The 24138-nt window shown below is 44.6% G+C and carries 14 protein-coding genes and 2 pseudogenes; 9 read left to right on the top strand and 7 right to left on the bottom strand.

From position 1 onward, the window contains the following. Nucleotides 1–115 precede the first annotated feature (115 nt). Nucleotides 116–1564, bottom strand: coding sequence for a signal recognition particle protein (gene ffh / locus QT990_RS17845; RefSeq protein ID WP_333107613.1), 1449 nt, complete (start codon nucleotides 1562–1564; stop codon nucleotides 116–118). A gap of 306 nt (nucleotides 1565–1870) precedes the next feature. Between ffh and QT990_RS17840 the strand changes: the two are divergent. Together QT990_RS17840 and QT990_RS17835 are read left to right on the top strand one after the other, a co-directional pair. Continuing rightward, a pseudogene (locus QT990_RS17840) lies at nucleotides 1871–2096 on the top strand (type II toxin-antitoxin system HicA family toxin). Then, nucleotides 2093–2320 carry a type II toxin-antitoxin system HicB family antitoxin gene (locus QT990_RS17835; RefSeq protein ID WP_333465571.1) on the top strand — a complete coding sequence of 76 codons (228 nt, stop codon included), beginning with the start codon at nucleotides 2093–2095 and terminating at the stop codon, nucleotides 2318–2320. The pseudogene QT990_RS17840 and the gene QT990_RS17835 overlap by 4 nt, the downstream one beginning before the upstream one ends. Before the next feature lie 92 nt (nucleotides 2321–2412). Here the strand turns inward: QT990_RS17835 and QT990_RS17830 are convergent, their stop codons facing one another. Then, nucleotides 2413–3825 (bottom strand): NB-ARC domain-containing protein, encoded by a 1413-nt coding sequence (locus QT990_RS17830; protein WP_333465570.1) that lies wholly within the window; start codon nucleotides 3823–3825, stop codon nucleotides 2413–2415. 154 nt (nucleotides 3826–3979) lie between these two features. On the opposite strand from QT990_RS17830, the gene QT990_RS17825 reads away from it, so the two are divergent. Further along, the gene (locus tag QT990_RS17825) at nucleotides 3980–4495 is read left to right on the top strand and encodes a hypothetical protein (protein WP_333465569.1); all 516 of its coding nucleotides are present in this window, start codon (nucleotides 3980–3982) and stop codon (nucleotides 4493–4495) included. A gap of 3 nt (nucleotides 4496–4498) precedes the next feature. Next, entirely contained in the window at nucleotides 4499–5278 is a 780-nt protein-coding gene (locus QT990_RS17820; protein ID WP_333465568.1) for a Tat pathway signal protein, read from the top strand. A gap of 276 nt (nucleotides 5279–5554) precedes the next feature. Here the strand turns inward: QT990_RS17820 and QT990_RS17815 are convergent, their stop codons facing one another. The 3 genes from QT990_RS17815 to QT990_RS17805 all read right to left on the bottom strand — a co-directional run bounded on the left by QT990_RS17815 (nucleotide 5555) and on the right by QT990_RS17805 (nucleotide 8889). After that, a complete protein-coding gene (locus QT990_RS17815; protein ID WP_333465567.1) occupies nucleotides 5555–7057 on the bottom strand; it encodes a tetratricopeptide repeat-containing serine protease family protein in 1503 nt (500 codons plus the stop codon). Nucleotides 7058–7355: 298 nt separating this feature from the next. Beyond that, nucleotides 7356–7961 carry a Uma2 family endonuclease gene (locus QT990_RS17810; RefSeq protein ID WP_333143769.1) on the bottom strand — a complete coding sequence of 202 codons (606 nt, stop codon included), beginning with the start codon at nucleotides 7959–7961 and terminating at the stop codon, nucleotides 7356–7358. 145 nt (nucleotides 7962–8106) lie between these two features. Beyond that, nucleotides 8107–8889 (bottom strand): calcium-binding protein, encoded by a 783-nt coding sequence (locus QT990_RS17805; RefSeq protein WP_333465566.1) that lies wholly within the window; start codon nucleotides 8887–8889, stop codon nucleotides 8107–8109. 493 nt (nucleotides 8890–9382) lie between these two features. Here QT990_RS17805 and QT990_RS17800 point away from each other — a divergent pair, with 493 nt between their 5' ends. The 3 genes from QT990_RS17800 to QT990_RS17790 all read left to right on the top strand — a co-directional run bounded on the left by QT990_RS17800 (nucleotide 9383) and on the right by QT990_RS17790 (nucleotide 18428). Next, a complete protein-coding gene (locus QT990_RS17800; protein ID WP_333465565.1) occupies nucleotides 9383–11770 on the top strand; it encodes a GAF domain-containing protein in 2388 nt (795 codons plus the stop codon). Between the two features lie 439 nt (nucleotides 11771–12209). Further along, a complete protein-coding gene (locus tag QT990_RS17795; protein ID WP_333465564.1) occupies nucleotides 12210–17726 on the top strand; it encodes an AAA family ATPase in 5517 nt (1838 codons plus the stop codon). 276 nt (nucleotides 17727–18002) lie between these two features. Further along, nucleotides 18003–18428: a hypothetical protein gene (locus QT990_RS17790; RefSeq protein WP_333465563.1), complete on the top strand. Its 426-nt coding sequence runs from the start codon at nucleotides 18003–18005 to the stop codon at nucleotides 18426–18428. 41 nt (nucleotides 18429–18469) lie between these two features. Here the strand turns inward: QT990_RS17790 and QT990_RS17785 are convergent, their stop codons facing one another. Both QT990_RS17785 and QT990_RS17780 read right to left on the bottom strand, forming a co-directional pair. Further along, nucleotides 18470–18895 (bottom strand): DCC1-like thiol-disulfide oxidoreductase family protein, encoded by a 426-nt coding sequence (locus tag QT990_RS17785; protein WP_333103173.1) that lies wholly within the window; start codon nucleotides 18893–18895, stop codon nucleotides 18470–18472. Nucleotides 18896–19033: 138 nt separating this feature from the next. After that, nucleotides 19034–22114 carry a PAS domain S-box protein gene (locus QT990_RS17780; protein ID WP_333143774.1) on the bottom strand — a complete coding sequence of 1027 codons (3081 nt, stop codon included), beginning with the start codon at nucleotides 22112–22114 and terminating at the stop codon, nucleotides 19034–19036. A gap of 409 nt (nucleotides 22115–22523) precedes the next feature. Between QT990_RS17780 and QT990_RS17775 the strand changes: the two genes are divergently transcribed. Together QT990_RS17775 and QT990_RS17770 are read left to right on the top strand one after the other, a co-directional pair. Beyond that, the gene (locus QT990_RS17775) at nucleotides 22524–23717 is read left to right on the top strand and encodes an NAD(P)/FAD-dependent oxidoreductase (protein ID WP_333143775.1); all 1194 of its coding nucleotides are present in this window, start codon (nucleotides 22524–22526) and stop codon (nucleotides 23715–23717) included. A 57-nt stretch (nucleotides 23718–23774) separates the two neighbouring features. After that, a pseudogene (locus QT990_RS17770) lies at nucleotides 23775–24138 on the top strand (hypothetical protein); the annotation flags it as partial.

Here is a 24138-nt window from a genome sequence, read left to right as displayed (position 1 = left end):
AAAGGACTCTTGCATGGGGTGGGGCGGGTTTACGAGATTGTGTGTTTTAGGCAATTATGATCTGTGAACCCGCCCCTACAAAATTTTGACAATCGTGCAATATTTTTGAGATTTTCTACAACTGTCCGAAACCTTTTTTAGGCTTATCTTTTTTCTTTTTCTTCTTCTGCTGGGCACCCATATAGCCACGGGAACCGGGCTGCATTCCGGGGCCACCCATTCCGGGCATTCCGGGCATTCCGGGCAATCCTCCCATTCCTGTAAAGTTGCCTTGACTCATTTGCTGCATCATGGTACGCATTTTCTGGAAATCGCTCACCAGCTTAGTTACGTCGTTTTCTGCGTAGCCTGCGCCTTTGCCGATGCGGCGGCGGCGGGATGGAGAACTGGCTAAAAGTTCGGGGTTGCGGCGTTCTTCAACTGTCATCGAATTAATCATGGCTTCAGTGCGTTTTAGCTGCACTTCTCCCTGCCGCATTTGTTCGTCTGAGAGTTTGTTCATCCCCGGAATCATTTTCATGATGCCGCCGAGGGAACCCATATTTTTTAACAGTCTGGTTTGCTTGAGAAAGTCGGTAAAGTCAAACTTTGCCGTGAGCATTTTCTCTTGCATTTTCTCGGCATCGGCGATGTCGAATTCTTCTTGCGCTTTTTCTACTAGCGTCAAGACATCGCCCATGCCGAGTATTCTCGATGCCATGCGATCGGGATAAAATGGTTGCAATGCTTCCACTTTTTCGCCGACGCCGACAAATTTAATCGGCGCGCCGGATATTTGCCGCACGGATAAGGCTGCACCGCCGCGGCTGTCGCCGTCTAATTTGGTTAAGATTGCGCCGGTAATGCCGATTTGTTCGTGAAAGGTGCGGGTTAAATTTGCTGCTTCTTGGCCGGTCATGGCATCAACAACTAACAGCGTTTCGTGGGGTTGTACTGTTTGTTTGATGCGGCCCAATTCTGCCATCATGTCTTGGTCGATTTGCAGGCGGCCTGCTGTATCGACGATGATGGTATCAATGCCGATTTGTTTGCCGTGTTCGATGCCTTGGCGGGCAATTTCTACGGGGTCAATGTCTTTGCCTAATTCAAATACGGGTACGTCGATTTGTTTGCCGAGGGTTAGCAATTGGTCGATCGCGGCTGGTCGATAAATGTCGGTTGCGACTAGCAGTGCGGTACGATTTTGTTTGCGGAGGTGCAGCGCTAGTTTGGCGGTAGCTGTGGTTTTCCCGGTTCCTTGCAAACCTGCCATCAGGATCACTGTGGGCCCGGATTCGGCGGTGGCGAGGGGTACGTTGGTTTCCCCCATGACGCGCACGAGTTCGTCGTGGACGATTTTGATAAATTGTTGGTCGGGACGGACGCCTGAAACGACTTCTGCGCCTTGTGCTTTTGCCGCTACCTCTGAGATGAAGTTTTTGACGACTTGGAGGTTGACATCGGCTTCCAGGAGGGCGCGGCGGACTTCTTTGAGCGCGTCTTGGATGTTGGACTCGGAGATTTTATTTTGTCCGCGCAGTTTTTTCCAGGTGGATTCGAGTCGATCGGCAAGGGCTTCAAACATAGGGCATTGTTGGCTAGTCAGTCTTTTTAATTTTAGGCTAAATGGGGCTGTTTGGATTAATGTTTTGCTAATTTTTCAATAATCCTTTCAGGGCGGGCTAGAAGCCCACCCCACAAGCAAATTATTCATGTGTTGTGGAACAGGCATCTTGCCTGTTCCTAAAACTGCTATAAGATGTGAGTTTTTACGCGGATTGATGCTGAAACTACTTCAAATTCATGTAGTAGGGTACGTTTTGACAAACCCTACTTTATGGAATAGGATTAAAGTATTTCCGTCACCTTGCCACAATTTTAATGTCTGCTTATGCCCAAAAAGATTCGAGAACTCAAAAGCCTGCTGCTAAAAGCTGGGTTTACTTATCGTTCGGCAAAAGGCAGCCATACAAGATGGGTTCATCCCTTACTACTATCATGAACCAATTACCATTGCTGGAAATGATGGCGATGATGCGAAACTGTATTTAGAGAGAGAAGTTAATCGAAAAATTGGAATATTGAAAGCAATTGAAGAAGAGGAACCTGAATCATGAAATTACCTTATATAATTGTTATTCAATGGTCGGATGAAGATAACTGCTACCTAGTTCACTTACCTGATTTTCCATCTCAGCAGTTCCACACTCATGGAGATACCTACGAAGAAGCTTTGCAGAATGCAGTAGAGGTATTAGAGCTTTTAGTTGAAGAATATCAGGTAGATGGTAAATCTATCCCTGAACCTAAAACTCTAGTAGAAAACTTGCTGTTTGCTTGATTATTGATTTGAAGCGATCGCCCTTTCCCAAAAAACAGGCGATCGCTCTTTTATTTAGATGGGGATAGTTTTTATATTTGGATATTTTGAAGTTATTGGATGTTGGTTTTTACGTATTCTGCGATCGCCGGTTGGAGTTGGAAGAGGGTGCGATCGCCCTTTTGGACTTTTTCGATTAATAACCTCCGTCTCAAGGATTCGACGGCTTTGAGGAATTCTGAAGGGGATAATTCCAGAAGGGCTGGCTTTTTGGAGATTTCGACTGCTTTGATTTGATTTGCCAACCAGGACATTACTTGTTTTTCGGAGTCTGACAAACGCTGAGAATGTTGGTGCAATAAATATTCTAAGTCTCCTAAAACTAGGCTATCATAGGATAAAAATTCAGAAATATTGCCGCTAAACAAGTCTTGAATAGCAGCAGCTACTGTATTCAACCACAAGGGATTTCCTCGGTAAATGTCTATCAATTTTGACCAGTTTTCCGATTCAAGTAAACCTTTTTCTGTGAATATTTCTCGCGCTGCTTCGCCTAAACCATTGAGTTGCAAGGTTTGACAATTTTTCGGGTGGCTTTCTAATGCTGCAATTTCTCTGGGTTTTTCCCAACTAATCAAAACTATGCAACTGTTGTGACATGATTCTGCTATTTGTTTGAAGAAAGTGCCATAATTTTCATAGCCTGGTTTGTAGTTTCCTGCTAGTTGTTGGCTGCTGAAAATTGTTTGCACATCATCGAGCACGATCAGACAGCGGTGCGATCGCAAATATTGTAGGGGCAATCCCCCCGTGGTTGCCCTTTCTTCGGGGGCGGCGATCGCCCTTTCTTCGGGGGCGGGCACGGGGGCACCGCCCCTACAGAATTGAATTAAGTCGGTTTCGAGTGTTTGGAGGGGTGGCGCGTTGCGGAGGCTTCGCCAGATTATACAGTCGAATTCATATTGAAGGTGTTGGATTAGTTGGAGGGCGATCGCACTTTTGCCACTTCCGCTTAATCCTAAGATGCTGATGAGACGGGTGCGATCGCCCAAAATCCATTGTTTGAGGGTGGTGAGTTCGGATGTGCGATCGTAAAATGTCGAGATTTCTGGTGCGTCGTCTAAGTCGATGCGGGGCTGTTTTGCTGTTGGTTGGGGGTTTTGGGGTGAAGTGGGCGATCGGGCTTTTTCATGACAAATGTTAACGTTATGATTAACTGTTATATTCTCGCCTATTACATTTTCAACAATAGCTAATTGATAATTATAAAAACTTGCCTTTTCTAATACAGTCCTAAAATTGTTTTTAGTAATATTTTTTTTCAATCCTTTAGAAAGTGTTTTCCAAAGGTCAGATCCGACATTTCTGACATGACTTGGACTTGAGTAAACTTCTTGAGCAATTTGCGTGTAAGTTGCGTCTTCTAATGTTCCCCGCAGGATAGCTTCTTGCACGTAATCTAAATGCTTTCCCGTCTTAGCAAAAATTAGCTCATCTGCCAGTGTCAAAACTTCGGCAATATCCATAGATTAGGGAGAAGCTGGAGTTTACGCCATTCATTATACCTGACATTTCGTACAATGGTGACATTTTTGATTTTGTCATCTATCTAAAGTCAGGACTTTTCCTACACAGCTCATCCTTTATATTAATTGATTAAGGTATTAGCAGGATATTTATATGAAGCGAGTGCGGTGGCTCAGCGGTTTGTTCTCGGCTGGGGTGTTGTCTTTTACTCTAGCGACAGTTGGCGCACAAGTGGCTCAGGCCCAGCGCCCGATCTTTTTGCTCGAACTCAACTGTGTTCATAGAGGGTTTCCCAATTATCAAGAACAAGCTCGGGATGTTTCCATAGGTAGAGAAATATACACCAGTCGTTTGTTGATATGGGCGAGTAACGGTGCTGGTTGGACTTGTCAACTTCCTGGTGATCCCGCCTCTCTCCGAATAGAGTATGGAGTTGCGGATGGGGATGGTCTACCCCCTGCGAAAATAGATGTTTATGTAGATGGAAATCAAGTAGCTTCCCAAGTAGGAAAAGATGGCAGGGTCAATACAATGCTGGTAGATGTCAGTAATGGTAAAAGTCTGGCTGTTGATATCTATTGCTCTAGGGCAACAAATTGTAGCAATAAATGGTACTACTTCTTCTGGCTCGCTATTATACCGGGCGCAAGCTCTCCAGGGAGTAGATAAATTATGAGCCTCAGCCGCCGTCAATTTAATCGTATCGTCATCTGGGGTGGAGCTTCTTTTGCTGCTTCCGCCACATCCGGCATCTTTTTCCCCAAACCTGCCGAAGCTTATTCCCTAGAATTTCCGATTAGTGCTTTATCAGCCGATCGCGTTTTTAACGGTATTCAAAAATATTGTGGAGCACAGCCCATCCCCGGCGTTCTCTCACCAATATTACAAGGCAATACTAATGTTAGCAGTAAAGTAGATCCAGCAGCGGCCAACGCTATTCGCAGGGCAGATAAAGAATTTGTTGATCGCAACTTTACCAACAAAAGAACCGAATTAGCCCTAACTGGCAGCGGTTCCAATTTTGCTGCTGATACCAGTCGGCTGTGGGGCCGGCAAAGACAGGAGCAAGTGGGCCCGAATGTTGGCTTTGGGTTTGTACAAAAGTGGGAAGATCAATATAGCGATGCCAAAATTTCCGGGCCGACAATGTGCGCTATTCATAACGCTCAACAAGTCTTAGCCGATCAAAGATTAACACCTCCAGAAATCGCGGCTTCTGTATTGCCAACTCGATCGCGAATAGATGATACAACAGCTTGGGGAGGGGATGCGGATGCGTCTGCTGGGAGGAATCCTGGTGCTGTTTTTGCTCAATACAATACAGCCGCCGGTACGGTGACATCTCGCTACGATTTAGTTGAACCTGGGCCGAGAGGTTTTGGGCGTGTTGAGTTTACTATTGAAGCCGAAGATCAGCCTCGGCGGGTGATTTTGGTGACGGTGAGGTTTTAGGGAGAAATCAGCATTACGAAAATCCTGTAGGGGCGGGTTCGCCAAGATTTCTAATTCACATCCAAGGTATTTATAAACCCGCCCCCACCCACGAATAGGGCCGGGGCGGGTTTATTTGGCCTGTTTGTTTCTGTCAAATATTGTTGGTGAACCCGCCCCTACCTTATGGATGGGGCGGGGCGGGTTTATTTTACCTGTTTGTTTGTGTCAAATATTGTTGGTAAACCCGCCCCTACAGGATTAATTGCAATCCGATCGTCGATTATATCATAACGTTTATTGTCTTTGCAATTGCCCAATCAAATCTAATGCTTTTTGAGCATCTGCATTCATTCCTTGAGCCCTAAATAAACGAGCCGCTTGCTGCAAATCTGCGATCGCCCCTTGTCTATCTCCCATTCTTACCAACGTAATTCCTCGGTTAGCAAAAGCCTTAGCATAATTGGGATTGAGTTGAATTGCTTGAGTGTAATCAGCTAAGGCAGAGCGATCGTTATTGATGCGAAACAGCGCTAATCCTCTGTTAAAATAAGTGTTGGCGCGACCGGGATTGATTTGCAGCGCTTGATTGAAATCGTCGATCGCCCCTTTTTGATCGCCCAAGTCCGAAAGTGCTAATCCTCGGTTGTTGTAAGCCGCTGCAAAGTTTCTATCCAAGCGGATGACTTGAGTATAATCTGCGATCGCCCCCGGTTTGTCTCCCATTGCTGACAAAACCAGCCCCCGATTGTAGTAAGCGTCAACATAACCGGCATTTAGGGCGATCGCCTTGCTATAATCAGCGATACTCTTGGGCATTTGTCTCAAATCGGAATAAGCGAGGGCTCGATAGAAATAAGCTTCCGCGTAATCAGATTGAGTTTGAATTGCTTGGTTAAAATCGGCAACAGCCCCTGACAAATCTCCCCGATCAAACCGAGTTAAACCTCGAACGTAATAAGTCTTAGCATCTTGCGGATTATTGAGTTTCAGAGGTGCAGTAGCTGTTGGAGAGGTATTAATTAAAAGTGCCGAACGATTTAATCCCGCCTCCGATAATTTAGCTAGAAAAGTGTTAATAGGAATTGCTGAATTAAATCCTGTTTTAATATCGGCTAAACCTGTAATAACTTTTCCGTCAATGACAGGATCGTAATCCCGATCGCCCTCTCCATGAACTCCAACTACCCGCCCTTCTCCATCAAATACAGGCCCTCCACTCATTCCCCCTTTCGTGACAGCATTGTAGCGCAAATTATACCCTTGGGGATGACTTGAAATTCTGCTTGTAACGAAGCCCGGCACAAACTCGAAATTGCGCTCTTTTTGGTGCTGGTTTCTGCTAGCCGGAATACCTGGATAGCCAAACACAAAAATTTGTGTAGCAACTGTCGCTTGTTCGGAATCGCCGAAAGTGACAACAGGATAAGAATCTGCACTGTTAAATGTTACCACTGCTAAATCGGGAGCATTCTGACCTTTCTGTAATAGTACACGACGGGTTACTGGATAGTTTTTTCCCGTATGACTGCGAATTGTATAGGTAAGTTTATCATCATCAACTACATGGTTAGCTGTCAGGAGAGTGTAGGTTGTACCTTGTTTTGCAATAATAAATCCCGTTCCACCACGCTTATCCGATCTGTTAATTTGAACGGTGACAGATTCAGCGAATTTGGCAATTTCTTGGGGAGTTTTTGCGAAAACAGGTGCTGCTGCAAAGACGACTATTCCTGCTACTGTTACTGTTCCTGCGAGGATGCTGGCGAGGGAATCAAACCGCGAATAATCCCTATTCATAGATATTTGCTGAAGAGTAAGATTTTTTATACTTATGACTTACGCATGGGAGTCCAGAAACCGGGTTTTTTGCCCCGAAGACCCGTTATTACCACAGATTCGGTAAAAAACCCGGTTTCTTTGGTCGAAATGCGTAAGCCCTAATACTCCGAATAGTATAGATTAAAATAAAATTTCTGAAAACCAGAAACCCTGGATGTTTTCAGATGATTGCAATTTTTATGACATTTCGTACATTTCGTATATTCCGGCCATTGCCGGCATTCCTAGGCCATAATTTATTTGTATATCTTCTAGGTTAACCAACTCGAACTGCATCCCGAAACACTTTCAAAGCTTCTTTTTCTTCAGACATTTGCAGGCATCTCCCCAGCAATTCTAGATCCAAATCCGGCAACAGCATACTCCGAGAAACGCGATCGTAATCCTCCGAGTTCAGTTGGTAAATCGAAAATACTCCGTCTTCCCAAAACCAAACTTCTGCTACGTTAAATCTGCGGTAGTATTCCAGTTTATTAATAGTTCCGCTAGTAAAAACAATTTCGATCGCCAAATCGGGTGTTTCTCGCTGCCGTCTGTCTTCGCCAAAGTAGTAAGATAAATCTGGTTCCTTGCTGCTGCCTTTTGCTTCCCCTTGGAGTGTAGCGCTACCCGTCGGTCTAAAACTAATATCTTTTTCTACGAAAAAGGTCATTAACATTCCTGCCAGCAGGCATTTAATGGTTTCATGTTCCGGCGAAAGTGTCATAATTTCCACATATCCGTCGAGGTAAGACAAGCGAACACTGCGAGTGTACTCTAGCAAGGAATCCAAAGCTTTGAACTGTTCCCAAGTCATCGATAGCGGCAAAATCAACCGCTGTTCCGGGAGTGCAGTTAATTTGGGGTGAGTGGCAATGGTCATATATACTTTCCCCGAGTTTGAATTTCTACTTTTAGATTAGCATAAAAATATATAAAGGGAGAAATTGGGGACTTCGAGCGCTCTTGTTCCCCCCTTGTTAAGGGGGGTTAGGGGGGATTTTGCCCGTCTAATTCCCTACAAATAATTAAGTCAAAAACTGGAATTGAGAACCGTTAACTGCCAAAGCAAACGGACTTGCCTGTTCAAATGCCCCGACAAGTTCAAAGTTATCCACATTTAAAATTACCCCCAAAATCCGTCCGTTTCTTTGGTTGCTAATCACCATGTCGTTGATAATTCCGTCGTTATCGTAAGCAATCAAATTGTCGTCTTCAAAGAACAGGTCTAGTTCTGTTAAACCGTCCGTCAAACCAATACGATCGCCCTCGTCAAAGTTAAAATCGGTAACGACATCTGCTCCATCTATACCAAATGCTTCATCGTTGCTTCTGAGGACGAATATGTCACCACCGAGGCCTCCCGTGAGCACGTCAACTCCCCGATCGCCCCCGATGAAATCGTCGCCCTCATTGCCGTCTAAATCGTCGTCTCCTTGCCCTCCCCGCATGATATCGTTGCCAAATCCTCCAAAAATAACGTCGTTTCCGGCATCGCCCCTAACTACGTCGTTGCCTTCATTTCCGTCCACTATATCGGCATCTTTGCCACCGTAAAGGATGTCGTTCCCGCCGTTACCTGCGATAACATCATTGCCGTCATTTCCCAACAATCTTTCGTTGGAATCGAAGGAACCTGCTATGGTATCGTTGCCGCCGAGTCCCCAAACTCCCCAGGGAAAAGACGACAAATTTCCATTCCCTACCTGAATATCATCGGGTGTAGCGAATGCCAAAAGACGTGGCCCGCCCCCAGCAAATACAGGAAATCCTGTCACATCGCCGATGAGATTGTTAACCGTTAAAGCCATAACTATGTCCTTTCAAAAATCATGTTATCTGTATTATATATGTTAATTCTTGCCTTGCCAAATAGCAAGTTATATGGTAATTTGTATCGCAAGTTTATTTGCTAAATTAGTGACCAGCAACCTGTTTGCCAATTGGTAATTACCAATTGGTAATTACCAATTACCAGGGCTACGCCTCATTCAACCCAAAGCTGCTATATATCTCGCCTCTGAGTCAAATAGCATTAGTTGCTTACACTATCCGCTACTGTCTACCGCTTATAATGGGTGTTACCCGCCAGGTGGTAAACACGTTAATATCACCTATAACGTCTAGACTGAGAGGTTGTTTGTGAATAAAAGTAAAAGTCCCTGGGCCCATCGTCCGAGAAAACACCCAGTTTCCGATACCCACACACAAACTTTACAAACAGGATCTAAGTTCTTTACAAAGCCATAATCGCCGATCGCTGACATTCTTTGGCCAAATCCACTGCTTTCAGGTGTTTTACTCATGTCTACTCCTAAATCGTCTTCCCATCAAAACAACAACAACTCCGTAAAATCACTGCCAGCGACAGATATCCTCCCAACAAAGCAAGACAGTAACAATCTGCCCAGCGAACCAAGTATAGAACAGCTACTGGAAGCTTTGGCGGGCAAAGTACCCAGTCAATCTTCTGAAATTGAACCGTTGAAAACGTGGAAACAAGATTTACAGCGATTGTTTCAATTTCTCGGCGATCGCCGCGTTTTAATCGCAGTAATGCAACCGGGAACTTTTGCCCTGCGTTACGCTAACGCAGCATTTTGCCGCTTGGCCGGTTGGGAGGAAACGTCCTTGGCAACTCAATTTACCAACGGTTGGTTTGCAGAAACCGACATCACTCTGCTGGAACTGTTCGAGGATGGGGACGGCAAAACAGCAGAACAATTGTACCGCCGCCACCTTTTGCACTGGGTATTTAAGCAATATTATCAAATTGACATTGACGGTTTGCGGGTGCTAGACGAACCTGCCACGGCGAGTGTAAAAAACCCCAAACACCGAGAACCCAGATTCATTGAATTTTGGCTGGGTTCGGAACAGTTAAAAATTACTCGAATTGACTCAAAAATAGATGAATTTGCGGATTTTTCTTTAAGATTAATGCCTGTTGCGGAACGGGAAGCTTGGCTGATGCAGCCGAATCAATTGGAAAATTTAGCCGATCGATTGCAGTTGGATAATTACCGCGTAGAAGGCTTGCTGCTGCTAGAAGGTTTTGATGTCACTGTGCAGGAGCAAATTCGGCGGCTGACTCAGTTATTGATCGATCGAGATTCGATGCTGCGGGCTGACAAATTTGAGAGAATCGATCGGTGTTTGCGATCCCTCTTCAATGCTGACGGCACTTTGCTGCTGCGCCCCGACGACGATCAGGTACAGCTATTAGTTGCAAAAGACGGTCAACATTTGCAGCCGATTCTTTATTCAATGCACTCCCTAGAAGCTTCTCACTTTTTGAAGGCCACAGCAGCCAATCAAGTTTGGAACGTGCCAGACTTGCGTAGGGAGTGCGAAACCGAGTGCGATCGAACTTTGCGGAGAATGGGAACTCGATCGATGCTGCTGGTGCCCCTGGTAGTCAAATCCGTCACCCGCGAGGGGTGCGGGCAGCGGATTTTGGGTGTTGTGGGGCTGTTGTGCGATCGGCCCAACCACTTCAACGGCATTGACGCTAAACACGCCCAAGAACTCATTCCCGCCTTCATTGCAGCCCTGCGGCAAGCCATCCAGGAGCGGTTTACCCACATTCACAACATCCACCCCGCAGTCGAGTGGCGGTTCGCCCAAGAAGCAGAAAGGCGAAGTTGGGGACTACCGGCAGAAACAATCGTATTTGCTGACGTTCATCCGCTGTACGGAATTTCGGACATTCGCGGTTCTAGCGACGAAAGAAACCGAGCCATTCAAACTGATTTGCTCGAACAATTCCGCTTAGGTTTAGTCATAGCTGATGCCGTTTGCCAAACACAAACTACCCACCTCGGCGAGCAATTGCGGCTCGACTTGCTCGACTACATCGAGCATTTAAAACAAAAAGTAACAGTCGATATGGAGGTGCGAGCCGCCGAGTATTTAAACGAGCATTTAGAAGTATATTTTGACTATTTTGTGCAGTGCGGGCCCAAGGTTCAGGCAGCCGTTGAAGCTTACCAAGCAGCCTGTGAAAATGAACACAACTGCGTTTACAGCGATCGCAACCGCTACGACCAAATGCTGAACCTAATCAGCACCAAACTCCAAGAAACCTGGGCGCGCTGGCAAGAAAAAATGCAGCAAATTCTTCCCCACTACTGCGACATCGAATGCACCGACGGCATGGATCACATGATTTATGTAGGAAAATCCATCGATCCCAAATTTAGCCAGTTTCACCTACACAGTTTGCGGTACGAACAACTACGAGCTATTTGCGATTGCGGTCGCACAGTTTTTCGCCTGCAATCCGAGTCTCAAATCAACATGGAACTCGCACATTTAGTGTTAGTTCAGAATACCACGATCGACATTTTTCACAACGAAAATACCGAAAAAATGTTTGATGTCAAAGGCACTCGCGACATCCGCTACGAACTTGTCAAAAAGCGGATCGAAAAAGCCGTTGACAAAGACGCACAAGAGCGGATTACTCAGTCAGGGATGTTGACTGTTGTTTATTCCACAGAGGAGGAGTGGGAAGAGTATGAGCAATACTTGCGCTACTTGTCTCGCGAAGGTTGGGTAGAGCCAAAAGTTCAGACTGGCATGGTAGAATCACAACAAGGAGTTAGCGGTTTAAAATTCGCCCGCGTGCGTATTTTGCCTGAACCGGAATCACTTTCTACTATCTGTGAAGTTACGGTAGTCAGCGATTGATAGCCCGTTCAATTGCCTGTTTGAGACCCAGTGCGATCGCTCCCATCTCCGGCTGTTTTATGCCCAGTGCGATCGCTCCCATGCCCCTGAAAAACTGTGCAGCCAAAGCATTCGGGACTCACACACAAGACCAATATTACATTTATGATGTTTGTTGACACCAAGGGAGCATCTCATATTTGTAAAAACACTTCTTCTTGCTCCTTCCTTCTTCCTCTTTCCTCCTGCCTCCTGCCTCCTGCCTCCTGCCTCAACACTCCAATTTATAGCTGGGCGGCTTTCATTGAGATGCTCCCGACACCAACGATCAAGCCCACATTTTCACTTAGTGTATATTGCGTGTGATTGGAAATCGCCAAATACACGATCGCAATCACACAAAATCAAGATTAAGTAATGTTAATCTAATGAGAATTAGCTCCTGTAATTTCTAACTTAAATGATGTTAAACTTATCACAATACCAAATAACTTCTACTCTGCACGAAGGCGTCGAAACAATAGTCTATCGCGGACAAACACCGACAGACGCGCCCCCAGCAATTCTGAAAGTCCTCAAAGCCGAATATCCCACCCTCGAAGCCATTACCAGGCTCAAACACGAATATCAAATCCGCCAAAATTTAGACAGCGAACAAATCGTCAAAGCCATCAGTCTCGAAACATTCGACCACCGATTAGGAATCGTTTTAGAAGACTTTGGCGGCGAATCCCTCGCAAAACTGCTGGAAAGAGAAACCTTGAGCCTGCCAGCAAATTTACACCTCGCCATCCAAATAGTCAAAGCCTTACAATACCTGCATTTTCATCACATTATTCACAAAGACATCAAACCCAGCAACATCATAATTAACTCGCAAACAAAACAAGTAAAACTCACCGACTTCGGCATTGCTACAAAACTCAACAAAGAAAATCCGCAATTTAACAATCCCAACTCAGTCGAAGGCACCTTAGCCTATATGTCACCCGAACAAACCGGGAGAATGAACCGCACCCTCGACTACCGCACCGACTTTTATTCCCTTGGTATCACATTATATGAAATGCTGACAGGAAAATTGCCTTTCTGCAGCAACGACCCCTTAGAAGTAGTTTATAGCCACATTGCAGTTCAACCAATATATCCCCATCAAATCAATTCAGAAATACCTGTCGCCATCTCAGAGATAGTGATGAAATTGATGGCAAAGAATGCCGAAGATAGATATCAAAGTGCGGCCGGATTGTTAGCCGACTTAGAAATTTGTTTGCATCAGTTAGAAACCACCGGACAAATTGCCGACTTCATCCCCGGACGCTTAGATATTCTCAGCCAATTGTTAATCCCCCAAAAATTGTACGGTAGAGAACAACAAGTCAACGAACTATTAGCAGCATTTGAACGTGTAGGGGCGGGTTCACCCAAATCTTTGCCACCCAACCTAAATACCGAAAAACCCGCCCGCCCCAATGCAGAAACCATTTCTGCCGCATCTTTTCCACCAAACCAAAATACAGAAAAATTCGCCCATTGCCAAAGCGAATTAATGCTAGTATCAGGCTACTCAGGCATCGGTAAATCAGCCGTAGTCAACGAAGTTAGCAAACCCATTACCCGGTCAAAAGGTTACTTCATCAGCGGCAAATTTGACCAACTCAAACGCAACATTCCTTATGCCTCATTAATCCAAGCATTTAACTCCTTGCTGCGGCAATTGCTAACTGAAAGTGCACTTTCATTAGAAATATGGCGCACTAAAATTTTAACAGCAGTGGGAACAGACGGCCAAGTAATTGCCGACGTAATTCCCAAAGTTGAATTAATCATCGGCAAACAGCCCGAAGTCCCAGAACTCGCCCCCATAGAATCCCAAAATCGATTCAATCGGGTATTCAAAGAATTTATTCGCGTTTTCGCCCAAAAAGAACACCCCCTAGTTATCTTTTTAGACGATTTGCAGTGGGCAGATTCAGCAACATTAAAGTTGATGCAAATACTGATAACTGACCCTGACCAAGAATATTTGTTGCTAATCGGTGCCTATCGAGACAATGAAGTTAGTCCCACCCACCCCTTAATTCAGACTGTAGAAGAAATTGAAAAAACTGGTACAAGAGTCAACAATATCGTGCTGCAACCGCTGGATTTAGCAAATGTGACGGAATTAGTCACTGAAACACTTAATACGGGTACAGAAAAAGTAACAAATCTAGCCGAGTTAATCTGGAATAAAACGGGTGGCAATCCTTTTTTCTTGACTCAATTACTCCAAGCACTTTATCAAGACTCTCTTTTGAAATTTGAATTTAATCACATTATAAATGAGGGAAATACAAGTGGCTGGTATTGGAGTATCGATGAAATTCAAGCCATTGGAATCACCGATAAAAGTGTGGTGGAACTGGTAGCTTCTCGCATTGAAAAATTGCCCGCAGCCACGCAAAAAATGTTGAAATTAGCAGCTTGTGTCGGGGATAAATTTGCTCTAGATGTGCTGTCACTTGTTAGCGAAAAGTCAGCTAATACTACAGCAACTGAACTTTATTCAGCTTTGCAAGCCGGGTTAATTCTGCCATTGAGCGATGCTTATCGCATTCCTTTAGTTTTCGATCGAGCCGAATCAATCCATCTCAAGTTAGACACTTCGCGGGTTAGTTACAAATTTTTGCACGATCGCGTTCAGCAAGCCGCCTATTCGCTAATTCCCGAAGACCAAAAGCAATCCACCCATTTAAAAATCGGTCAATTACTGTTACAGAATACTCCACCCGACAAGCTAGAAGAAAACATCTTTGATATCGTCAATCAATTGAATGTCGGAATTGACACGATTAGCCAACAGTCGGAAAAGACGCAGTTAGCAAAATTAAATTTAACGGCTGGACGCAAGGCAAAATCCGCTGCTGCTTATGAAGCTGCTGTTAGGTACTTGCGCGTGGCTATGGGATTACTGGCAGAGGATAGCTGGCAGAGTCAGTATGAATTAACGCTCTCTATCTACGAGTCAACAGCCGAAGCTGAATACTTAAATATCAACTTTGAAGAATCAAAAAAACTCATTGATATCATTTTGGCAAAAGCTAAAAATATACTGGAAAAGGTAAATAGTTACGAACTCTACATCCAATCTTACACTGCTCAAAATAGACTTGCAGAAGCACTAAAGACCGGGCTGGAAGTGCTAAGAATTTTAGGCATTTATTTTCCTCAAAACCCAAACACGCTAAACATTATGGCGGGTCTGATTAACACAAAATTGAGTTTGGGAACGAAACGAGTTGAGGATTTAGCTAACTTGCCAGAAATGACCGATCCTAATAAACAAGCAATTATGCGGATTTTATCAGGGACTCTCAGCAGCGCTATTCAAACAAAGCCGCAACTGCTACCGCTGCTGACATTTATGATGATCCAGCACTGCGTTAAATATGGCAACTCACTTTATGCTAGTATCGCCTACGTTTATTATGGCGCGATTTTGTGCAGGCTAGGGGATATTAATTCGGGATACCAATTCGGCGAACTGGCAATTATGCTGTTAGATAAATTTCCATCCCGTTCGATCAAAAGTAAAGTTTATATGAATTTTTTTGCTTTAATCCACCATTGGAAATCCCACATTAACTCAGTATTAGGCGATTTTTTGGAAACTTTTCAAGCCGGGATGGAAACTGGAGACTTAGAATATGCAGGTTATGCTATAGCCGATTATTGTACTTACCAACTATGGATGGGAGAGCCTCTATATCTGGTTGAACAGGAGACTGGTAAGTATGTGAAATTAATGCAGAAACTTCAATTACAAATGGCTGTACCGTATATAAGTATATTCAGGCAGACGTGTCTAAACTTGTGCGGAAAAGCTGTCGAACCATGCCATTTAGTCGGCGAGAGCTTTAATGAATTTGAAATGCTCCCCGCTTTAATAGAAGCTAAAAGCTTTCTTTTAGTTTGTTTAATTTATAACGCCAAAGCTCAGCTTAATTTTACTTTTAATAACTACGTGGAAGCCTTGGATAATTCAACGTTATTTGAAAAATATGAAGAAGCCGCTGCGGGATTTTATGTGGTTTCCCTCAGCAACTTCTACTACTCTCTCAGTCTCCTCGCTTTGTTTCCCCAAGCTGGCAAAGAGAACCAAAAGCAATATCTAAAAAAAGTGAGAGAGTTGCAAAAAAAGATGAAAAAATGGGCGGTTCACGCTCCCATGAACTACCAGCATAAATATGATTTGGTAGAAGCCGAGAAAGCGCGAGTGTTAGGGCAAAATACCGAAGCAATGGAATTGTACGATCGCGCGATTGCCGGAGCTCAAAAAAATAAATACATTCAAGAGGAAGCATTAGCCTATGAATTAGCAGGAGAATTTTATCAAGCTTTGGGTAAAGAGATAGTTTCTCAAGCATATCTGACTAAAGCCTATTATGGATATATCCATTGGGGAGCAATAGCTAAAGTTAAACACTTAGAATCAACACATCCTTTCTTAGCAGCACAGACGCGCACAATTCAAACCCCAACCCTCGATGTCACCCGCACTGCCACGGGAAATACTACCAGTAGTAGTTTAGGCGATTTATTAGACTTAGCTACTTTTATTAAGTCGGCGCAAGCCATTAACGGTGAAATTGTTCTCGAAAAATTGTTAACCAAATTAATCCAAATTATTTTAGAAAATGCGGCTGCTCAAAAAGTAGTGCTGCTGCTGCTGAAAAACGATATCCTCTGCCTAGAAGCTACTGGCATTTTTGCGGAGGATACAGTGACAATTTTACCCTCTATTCCCGTAGAAAATAGTCAAGATGTTCCCCTGTCTGTGATTAATTACGTCCACCGCATTCAAAAGCATCTGGTTTTAGACAATGCTACTGTCGCCGAACCTTTTAACGTAGATACCTACATTCAGAAATATCAACCAAAATCACTTCTCTGTTTGCCGATTATTTATCAATCTCAGCGGCGCGGAATAATTTATTTAGAAAATGCTTTGACAGTAGGAGCTTTTACAGCAGAGAGAGTAGAAATATTCAAAGTTTTAATTTCTCAAGTTGCTATTGCTGTAGAGAATGCTGGTTTGTACGCGCGCGAAAAAGAAAAATCTCAACAGTTAGAAAAATCTTTCAATGAATTGCAACAGGCGCAACTGCAACTCATTCAAAGCGAAAAAATGTCTGCTCTCGGCAATTTGATTGCAGGGGTTGCTCACGAAATTAACAATCCGCTGGGTTTTATTGCGGGCAATCTTGATGCTGCTGCTGAGGCCAGCTTAGATTTGATTGATTGCTTACAACTTTACCAAGAAAAATTTCCTAATCCTGGAGATGAATTACAGGATAAAGCATCGGAGATTGATTTAGACTATTTGATCGAAGATTTGCCGAAAATGCTTTTATCTATGAAATCAGGTACAGAGCGCATTCGCAATATTAGCAAGTCTTTGCGGACTTTTTCCCGCGCTGACAGTGCGAATAAAGTGTCAGCAAATATTCATGAGGGCATCGACAGCACTTTGATGATTTTACAGTATCGCCTGAAAGCTAAAGATACTCGCCCCGCGATTAAAATTATCAAAGAATACGGAGATATCCCGCCAGTTAAATGTTATTTTGGGCAACTGAATCAGGTATTTATGAATTTGCTGGCAAATGCGATCGAGTGTTTTGACGAATCCAATCAGGGCCGCACTTACGCTGAAATTGAAGCTTTACCGAATACGATCGCCATTATCACTCATCTCTCGGAGGATAGCAACAGCGTGGTGATTAAAATCAAAGATAACGGTAAAGGGATGTCATCGGAGGTCAAGTCGAAAATATTTGACCATTTATTTACTACTAAAGGAGTAGGGAAAGGTACGGGTTTGGGGTTGTCTATCAGCAGGCAAATTGTGGAAGAAACCCACGGCGGTAAACTAACTTGTGAATCGGTGCTGGGAGAAGGTTCGGAATTTGCGATCGCCCTGCCGCTGGATTAAGATGATGGAACTATGGCGTATTTGAAAACCCGGAGATCCCCCCTAACCCCCCTTAATAAGGGGGGACAAGAGCATCCTCAAAGTCAACCCCTACTCCCCTTTTTAAGGGCGATTTAGGGGGATCGAGACTCGGCTATAAACGGCACAACACATATATGAAAATTTGTCAATGCCTAATTATTTCGGAAAAAGTCCGCTGTTCACAGTCTACATTCGGCAGTATGCAGTTACATTATTAGCTAAATGTAATAACTATATTTGATAGGAGTTTTTCGAGTGAACGCTGCCGAACAAGCCAAAAATATAGAAGTTGCCAGCAAAATTGCTGCGGTTGTTAATTTATTCAAGTCGGAATTCCCGGATACAAAAGTCGATTTGAAACCTTGGATGAATGACCAGGATACCAGAGAACTTGTAGATCCAGATTCGATCGACATTGGCTTCCATTTCCCCGGTAGAAGCCGCTTGCTGCAAAGCCGCAGCATCTTGATTCAAATCCGATTTTACCAAGATCCGGTAGAAGGAAGCCGTCGGGCGATCGGGGTTGAGGCAGCCGGTTACGATCATACTGGTCAGCAGTGGCGCTTTTCTACCGTTGACAATTGGGGTTTTGTCGGTGCAACCGAACCCGCTGCGGAGTCTGCCCAAAAACTCAAAGACTTTTGCCGCGAGATATTCGGTTTGTTTAATCAATCTTTTTGAGGACTTCGGTTTTCACGGATCTCCTGTTTGTAGTAAAGATTTTATTCCTTGCTATTATCGCAATTGTCGATCGACCTACAGCCAACTGGATAAACAGATTTGTAAGTAGTCGATCGCTTGCCAAACAAAGTATAGCGGTTATCGCGGACTTGTTCGTACACGCGATCGCCCATCCACTTCATCCCCGGCATTGCCCGGTAAGCAGCCACAAACACCTCGCCAGCAGGAAGTATCCGCCCGATTTCCTCCGCCGCATCGCTGCCCTGCCAGCGGCGTTCCGGGGTGTTGCCATCTATCAAAATCATCCCCATTTCGCAGTCTTCAGACGTAATCCCAAAGCGATTTAATTGCTCTAAATCTTGCATGGAAATATACTCAAAATTCTTGCCTTGGTCTAAGTTTTCTAGTAACTGCACCAAGGTAACGCAGAGATTGCAATTGCCGTCGTAAATTACGCTATATTTCATGGTTAGGGGGAATAATGAATTGGGCATTGGGCATTGGGCATCGGAAATGGGTAATTGGTAGTAAATAACTACTGACAACTGACAACTGACTACTGACTACTGACAACTGACAACTGACTACTGACTACTGACTACTGACTACTGACTATTCCCCACAGGAATCTCGATCGCAAATTCCGTCCCTTGACCCGGTGCAGAATCGCACTTAAGCAGCCCGCCGTGTTTTTCCACCACAATTTGATAGCTGATAGACAGCCCCAAACCAGTACCTTTACCAGGTTCTTTCGTAGTAAAAAACGGATCGAACAGCCTTTTGTGAACATCTATCGGAATCCCCGGCCCGTTGTCAGCAATCCGAATCACAATATGAGAAGGATGTGGCATTGCATCATCAGAAACAGCAGAATCTGCTTGCATCAAAGCATCCTGTTCATATTTTACATCCGTACAAATCCGCAGCGTCGGCGAAGGACAATAAGGAATAGGCGCCAGTTGTCCCTCTGCCCACTGTCCAGTCTCCATTGCCTCTTCCAAAGCATCAATTGCATTGCCAATAATATTCATAAAAACCTGATTCAACTGTCCTGCATAACACTGTACGCGGGGCAAATTCCCGAACTCTTTGAGCAGCACAATTTTAGGACGCCCTGCCGTTTCTTTCAACCTGTGCTGCAAAATCAATAAAGTGCTTTCAATCCCTTCGTGAATATCCACCTGCTTTTGTTCGGATTCATCTAATCGCGAAAAATTTTTCAGTGACAGCACAATTTGGCGAATTCGTTCGGCTCCCATTTTCATCGAATTTAGCAGATTCGGCAAATCTCTGAGCAGAAAATTCAAATCGATATCATTTATCTCTTGTTGAATAATCGGTGTTGGGTGCGGGTATTCCTGCTGGTAAAGTTGCAGAATTTTTAGCAAGTCTTGAAAGTAATCGTCAGCGTGCATGACATTGCCGTAAATAAAGCTAACTGGATTGTTTATTTCGTGAGCAACCCCAGCGACTAATTGCCCCAAACTTACCATTTTTTCATTTTGAACCATCATGCTTTGAGTTTTATGCACGTCCCGCAGGGCTTTTGCCAATTCTTCATTTTTAGTCCTCAATTGACTTTCGGAAAGCCGCACCGCTTCTTCTGCGTGTTTGCGATCGGTAATATCTTTGCGAATTGCTACATATTGATGGGGTTCTCCGCTGCTATTTAAGAAAGGTACAATGGTAGTATCCAACCAAAATAATGTGCCGTCTTTAGCTTGATTTTTCATTTCTCCCCGCCAAACCTTTCCCTGGCGGATTGTTGACCAAAGCTGCTTGAAAAAATCGGCTGGGTGATAGCCAGAATTGACAATTCTGTGGGTTTGGCCGAGCAGTTCTTCTCGGGAGTATTTAAAGAGTTCGCAAAATTGCTCGTTGACATAGGTAATGGCTCCGAATTCGTCGGTATTCGAGACAATTGCTGATTGATCCAAAGCAAATTTTTCAAATTCCAACTCTTGGAGAGTTTGGCGCAATTCTGCTTCTGCTTGTTTGCGATCGCTAATATCGGTAATCATCCGCAATACCCCGGAAAATTCGCCCTCACCGTCGAACATCGGCGTCGCGGACACGATCGCCCACAAGTGAGATCCGTCTTTGCGAGTAAACTTAAAATCGTGGCGTTCCCGAAGGCCTTGGCGCCTGCGCTGGACATAACTTTCTGCTATTTCCCTAGACTCGCAGTCGATAAACTCAAATAGCGATCGCCCCAGCATTTCCTCCACAGTATACCCCAGCATTTCGGCCATCCGAGAGTTAGCAAAAGTCGTGATACTTTCGCTGTCAAACATCCAAACGCCCTCCGAAGCCGTCTCGACAATGCAGCGGTAATAATTCTCCCTCTCCCTGACTGTTGCCTCTGCTTGCTTGCGATCCGTAATATCAGTTTGCACCGCAATAAAACCTTCGAGTTCCCCCTTTTCTTGATAAATTGGGGCAATCGAAAGCGCCACCCAATAACCCCTTCCATCCTTTTTGTAATTGTAAATTTCCTGATTAAACGGCACGCCAGCAGCCAAAGCCGATCGCAGTTGAGCAATAGTTAGCGGGTCTGTTTCAGGGCCTTGCAGTACATCACCCGGTTTTTTTCCCTGTATTTCTGCGAGCACATAACCGCTAATCCGAGTAAATCCTTCATTCACCCATTCAATGCAGCCTTGAGCATCAGTAATAATCACACCATTTTGCGTTTTTTGAGCCACAATGGCCAAGCGCGACAATTCTGTTTCAGTTTTTTTGCTTTCCGTAATATCTTCAGCAATACCCAGAATGTACTTAGGTGTGCCCGACTCGTCAAACAAAGGAACTTTTTTCGTGTGCAAAATCCGCTTTCCTCGGTGCGGAAGTTCGATAGTTTGTTCGGGCAAATCGACGCCTTTTCTCGTTGCCAGCACTTCTAAATCTTGTGCTTGCAAGTAATTGGCATGATCTGACTCGAACAAGTCAGCAGCATTGTTTAAGATCACTTCATTCCTGGAATAGCCAAACAATTCTTCGCTAGCAGTATTCCAATAAATAAATTTTTGCTCTACAGCATCTTTAATAAAGACGCTAATAGGCAGATTTTGCAGTACCGCATTCAGAAAATCTTGAGTGTTTCGCAGGTTTTCCTCAGCACGCTTTCGTTCAGTAATATCCAAAATTACTCCGTCGAGATAAACAACCCGACACAGAGAATTTGCGATCGGCGAAACCGGCGAAACCGGCGAAACCACAGCCGACAACAAGCCCTCAATTTGCCCTTGTCCCTCTTGTCTTCCTCTCGCCTCGTCCGCCTCGCAGCAAACAGCTTTGCCTTTTTCGTAAACCCAGCTAATGCCGCCGTCCGCCCGGACAATCCGGTATTCAAGGATGTACGGAGTTCTAGTTGCTACACTTTTTTTGACAGTAGCATCCACATTTTTGCGGTCTTGAGGATGGATAATGCTTGCCAAGGAACGGACGCGATCGTTGATAAAATCAGAAGAGGGATAGCCTGATATTTCTTGAACCGCCTCGCTCAAAAACGCCATTGTCCGTGTTAATTCCCCGTCCTCCGTATACTCGCAGGTACAGCGGTAGACAGCACCGGGAATATTAGCTACTAAATTTTTATATTTTTCTTCGCTTTTTAACAAAGATGAGCCGTCTTCGTTATTGTGATCGCCGTTCTTAAATTTAGAAGAATTCGAGGAAATTTGCATGATTTTTTCACTTGTGAGTGCGGGGGCAAGTGTTAGAGTAGATGACCCTATAAAAAGTGAATTAAATTTGCGAAATAATTCGTTATAAACTAATATAGTACAAAATTAGTTCTGCGAACATTCAGAAAATTTGAGGGCGGGTAATAGGTAAAGCTAATCAAGGCTATAGATATAGAAAACAGTTCGGAAACGCATTATCTAACGGATTTAACGCATTTAACGGATGGATGTTGAGGTTCGAGGGAAACAGGGAAGATTTTCCCACTTTCCCACTCTCCCACTCCCCCCATCTCCCCCTCTCCCCATCTCTCCCACTCCCACTCCCCCAATCTCCCCCTTCCCCACTCCCTCACTCTCGTTAGAATAAGATAAGTTTCCCTGCTACCGTGAGCCCCTCACACAAAACACCATGACTCAACAACAACCCCGGATTTGCATTCTCGGCGGAGGCTTCGGCGGACTCTACACAGCCCTGCGCTTGAGTCAGTTACCCTTCTCCAAAACCGAAAAACCCGAAATTGTCCTAGTTGACCGCCGCGATCGATTTTTGTTCGTTCCCCTGCTGTACGAACTCCTGACCGGCGAACTCCAAACCTGGGAAATTGCCCCGCCGTTTGCCGAACTCTTGGAAAACACAGGCGTGCGCTTTTGTCAAGGTACTGTTTCCGGCATCGATGTAGAGGAAAAGCGAGTGAAGTTGCACGACGGGCCAGAAATTCCGTGCGATCGCCTTGTTTTAGCTTTAGGCGGCGAAACCCCCCTAGATATGGTCAAAGGTGCCGTTGAATACGCTTACTCATTTCGCACCCTCGACGACGCCTACCGCTTAGAAGAAAGATTGCGGTTTTTAGAAGGCAGCAATACCGACAAAATTCGGGTTGCGATCGTCGGCGCCGGTTATGCGGGAGTAGAATTAGCTTGTAAATTAGCCGATCGACTCGGAGAAAAAGGTCGCGTGCGGTTAGTCGAGCAAGGGAACATGATTCTGCGGACATCACCGGAGTTTAACCGCGAAGCCGCCACCCAAGCATTAGAAAAACGGAAAGTGTGGATCGACTTAGAAACAGAAGTAGAGGCGATCGAAGCCGACACAATATCCTTACTTTACAAAGGACAATTAGATGTTCTCCCCGTAGACATAGTGCTGTGGACAGTAGGAACTCAAGTTAGTCAAGCAGTGCGATCGCTACCCCTCAAACAAAACCGCCGCGGTCAATTAATAGTCAATTCGCAAATGCAAATTATCGACCATCCAGATATATTTGCCTTGGGAGACTTAGCAGAATGTCACGATGCAAATGGTCAAAAAGTCCCCGGAACAGCCCAAACAGCCTTCCAGCAAGCTGACTACACCGCATGGAACATTTGGGCATCCCTCACCGGCCGTCCTTTACTTCCTTTCCGCTATCAGCCCCTAGGAGAAATGATGACATTAGGAATTGACAACGCCACCCTGGCCGGTTTAGGAATTAAACTCGACGGACAACTAGCCCACATTGCTCGCCGCCTAGCCTATCTCTATCGGATGCCAACATTTGATCATCAACTAAAAGTTGGTTTCAATTGGATTAGCAGGCCGATTCAGGAGTTGCTTAAAAGTTAATCGATGCTTCTTCAAATAGATCGGCAACAGGCAAGATGCCCGTTCCCAAAAAATTCAATGTTCTTGTGGAATGGGCATCTTGCCCGTTCCCAAAAAATTCAATATTCTTGTGGAATGGGCATCTTGCCCGTTCCCAAAAAATTCAATATTCTTGTGGAATGGGCATCTTGCCCGTTCCCAAAAAATTCAATATTCTTGTGGAATGGGCATCTTGCCCGTTCCCAAAAAATTCAATATTCTTGTGGAATGGGCATCTTGCCCGTTCCCAAAAAATTCAATATTCTTGTGGAATGGGCATCTTGCCCGTTCCCAAAAAATTCAATATTCTTGTGGAATGGGCAAGATGCCCGTTCCCAAAAAATTCAATATTCTTGTGGAATGGGCATCTTGCCCGTTCCCAAAAAATTCAATATTCTTGTGG

The organism is Microcoleus sp. T3_B1, assembly GCF_036700445.1.
Taxonomy (GTDB): Bacteria; Cyanobacteriota; Cyanobacteriia; order Cyanobacteriales; family Microcoleaceae; genus Microcoleus.
This window is presented reverse-complemented; position numbering and strand designations above follow the sequence as displayed.

Bases quoted from the DNA above. Each gene is read 5' to 3' on its own strand.
- ffh (WP_333107613.1), bottom strand. From the start codon at position 1,564: ATGTTTGAAGCCCTTGCCGATCGACTCGAATCCACCTGGAAAAAACTG.
- QT990_RS17835 (WP_333465571.1), top strand. From the start codon at position 2,093: ATGAAATTACCTTATATAATTGTTATTCAATGGTCGGATGAAGATAAC.
- QT990_RS17830 (WP_333465570.1), bottom strand. From the start codon at position 3,825: ATGGATATTGCCGAAGTTTTGACACTGGCAGATGAGCTAATTTTTGCT.
- QT990_RS17825 (WP_333465569.1), top strand. From the start codon at position 3,980: ATGAAGCGAGTGCGGTGGCTCAGCGGTTTGTTCTCGGCTGGGGTGTTG.
- QT990_RS17820 (WP_333465568.1), top strand. From the start codon at position 4,499: ATGAGCCTCAGCCGCCGTCAATTTAATCGTATCGTCATCTGGGGTGGA.
- QT990_RS17815 (WP_333465567.1), bottom strand. From the start codon at position 7,057: ATGAATAGGGATTATTCGCGGTTTGATTCCCTCGCCAGCATCCTCGCA.
- QT990_RS17810 (WP_333143769.1), bottom strand. From the start codon at position 7,961: ATGACCATTGCCACTCACCCCAAATTAACTGCACTCCCGGAACAGCGG.
- QT990_RS17805 (WP_333465566.1), bottom strand. From the start codon at position 8,889: ATGGCTTTAACGGTTAACAATCTCATCGGCGATGTGACAGGATTTCCT.
- QT990_RS17800 (WP_333465565.1), top strand. From the start codon at position 9,383: ATGTCTACTCCTAAATCGTCTTCCCATCAAAACAACAACAACTCCGTA.
- QT990_RS17795 (WP_333465564.1), top strand. From the start codon at position 12,210: ATGATGTTAAACTTATCACAATACCAAATAACTTCTACTCTGCACGAA.
- QT990_RS17785 (WP_333103173.1), bottom strand. From the start codon at position 18,895: ATGAAATATAGCGTAATTTACGACGGCAATTGCAATCTCTGCGTTACC.
- QT990_RS17780 (WP_333143774.1), bottom strand. From the start codon at position 22,114: ATGCAAATTTCCTCGAATTCTTCTAAATTTAAGAACGGCGATCACAAT.
- QT990_RS17775 (WP_333143775.1), top strand. From the start codon at position 22,524: ATGACTCAACAACAACCCCGGATTTGCATTCTCGGCGGAGGCTTCGGC.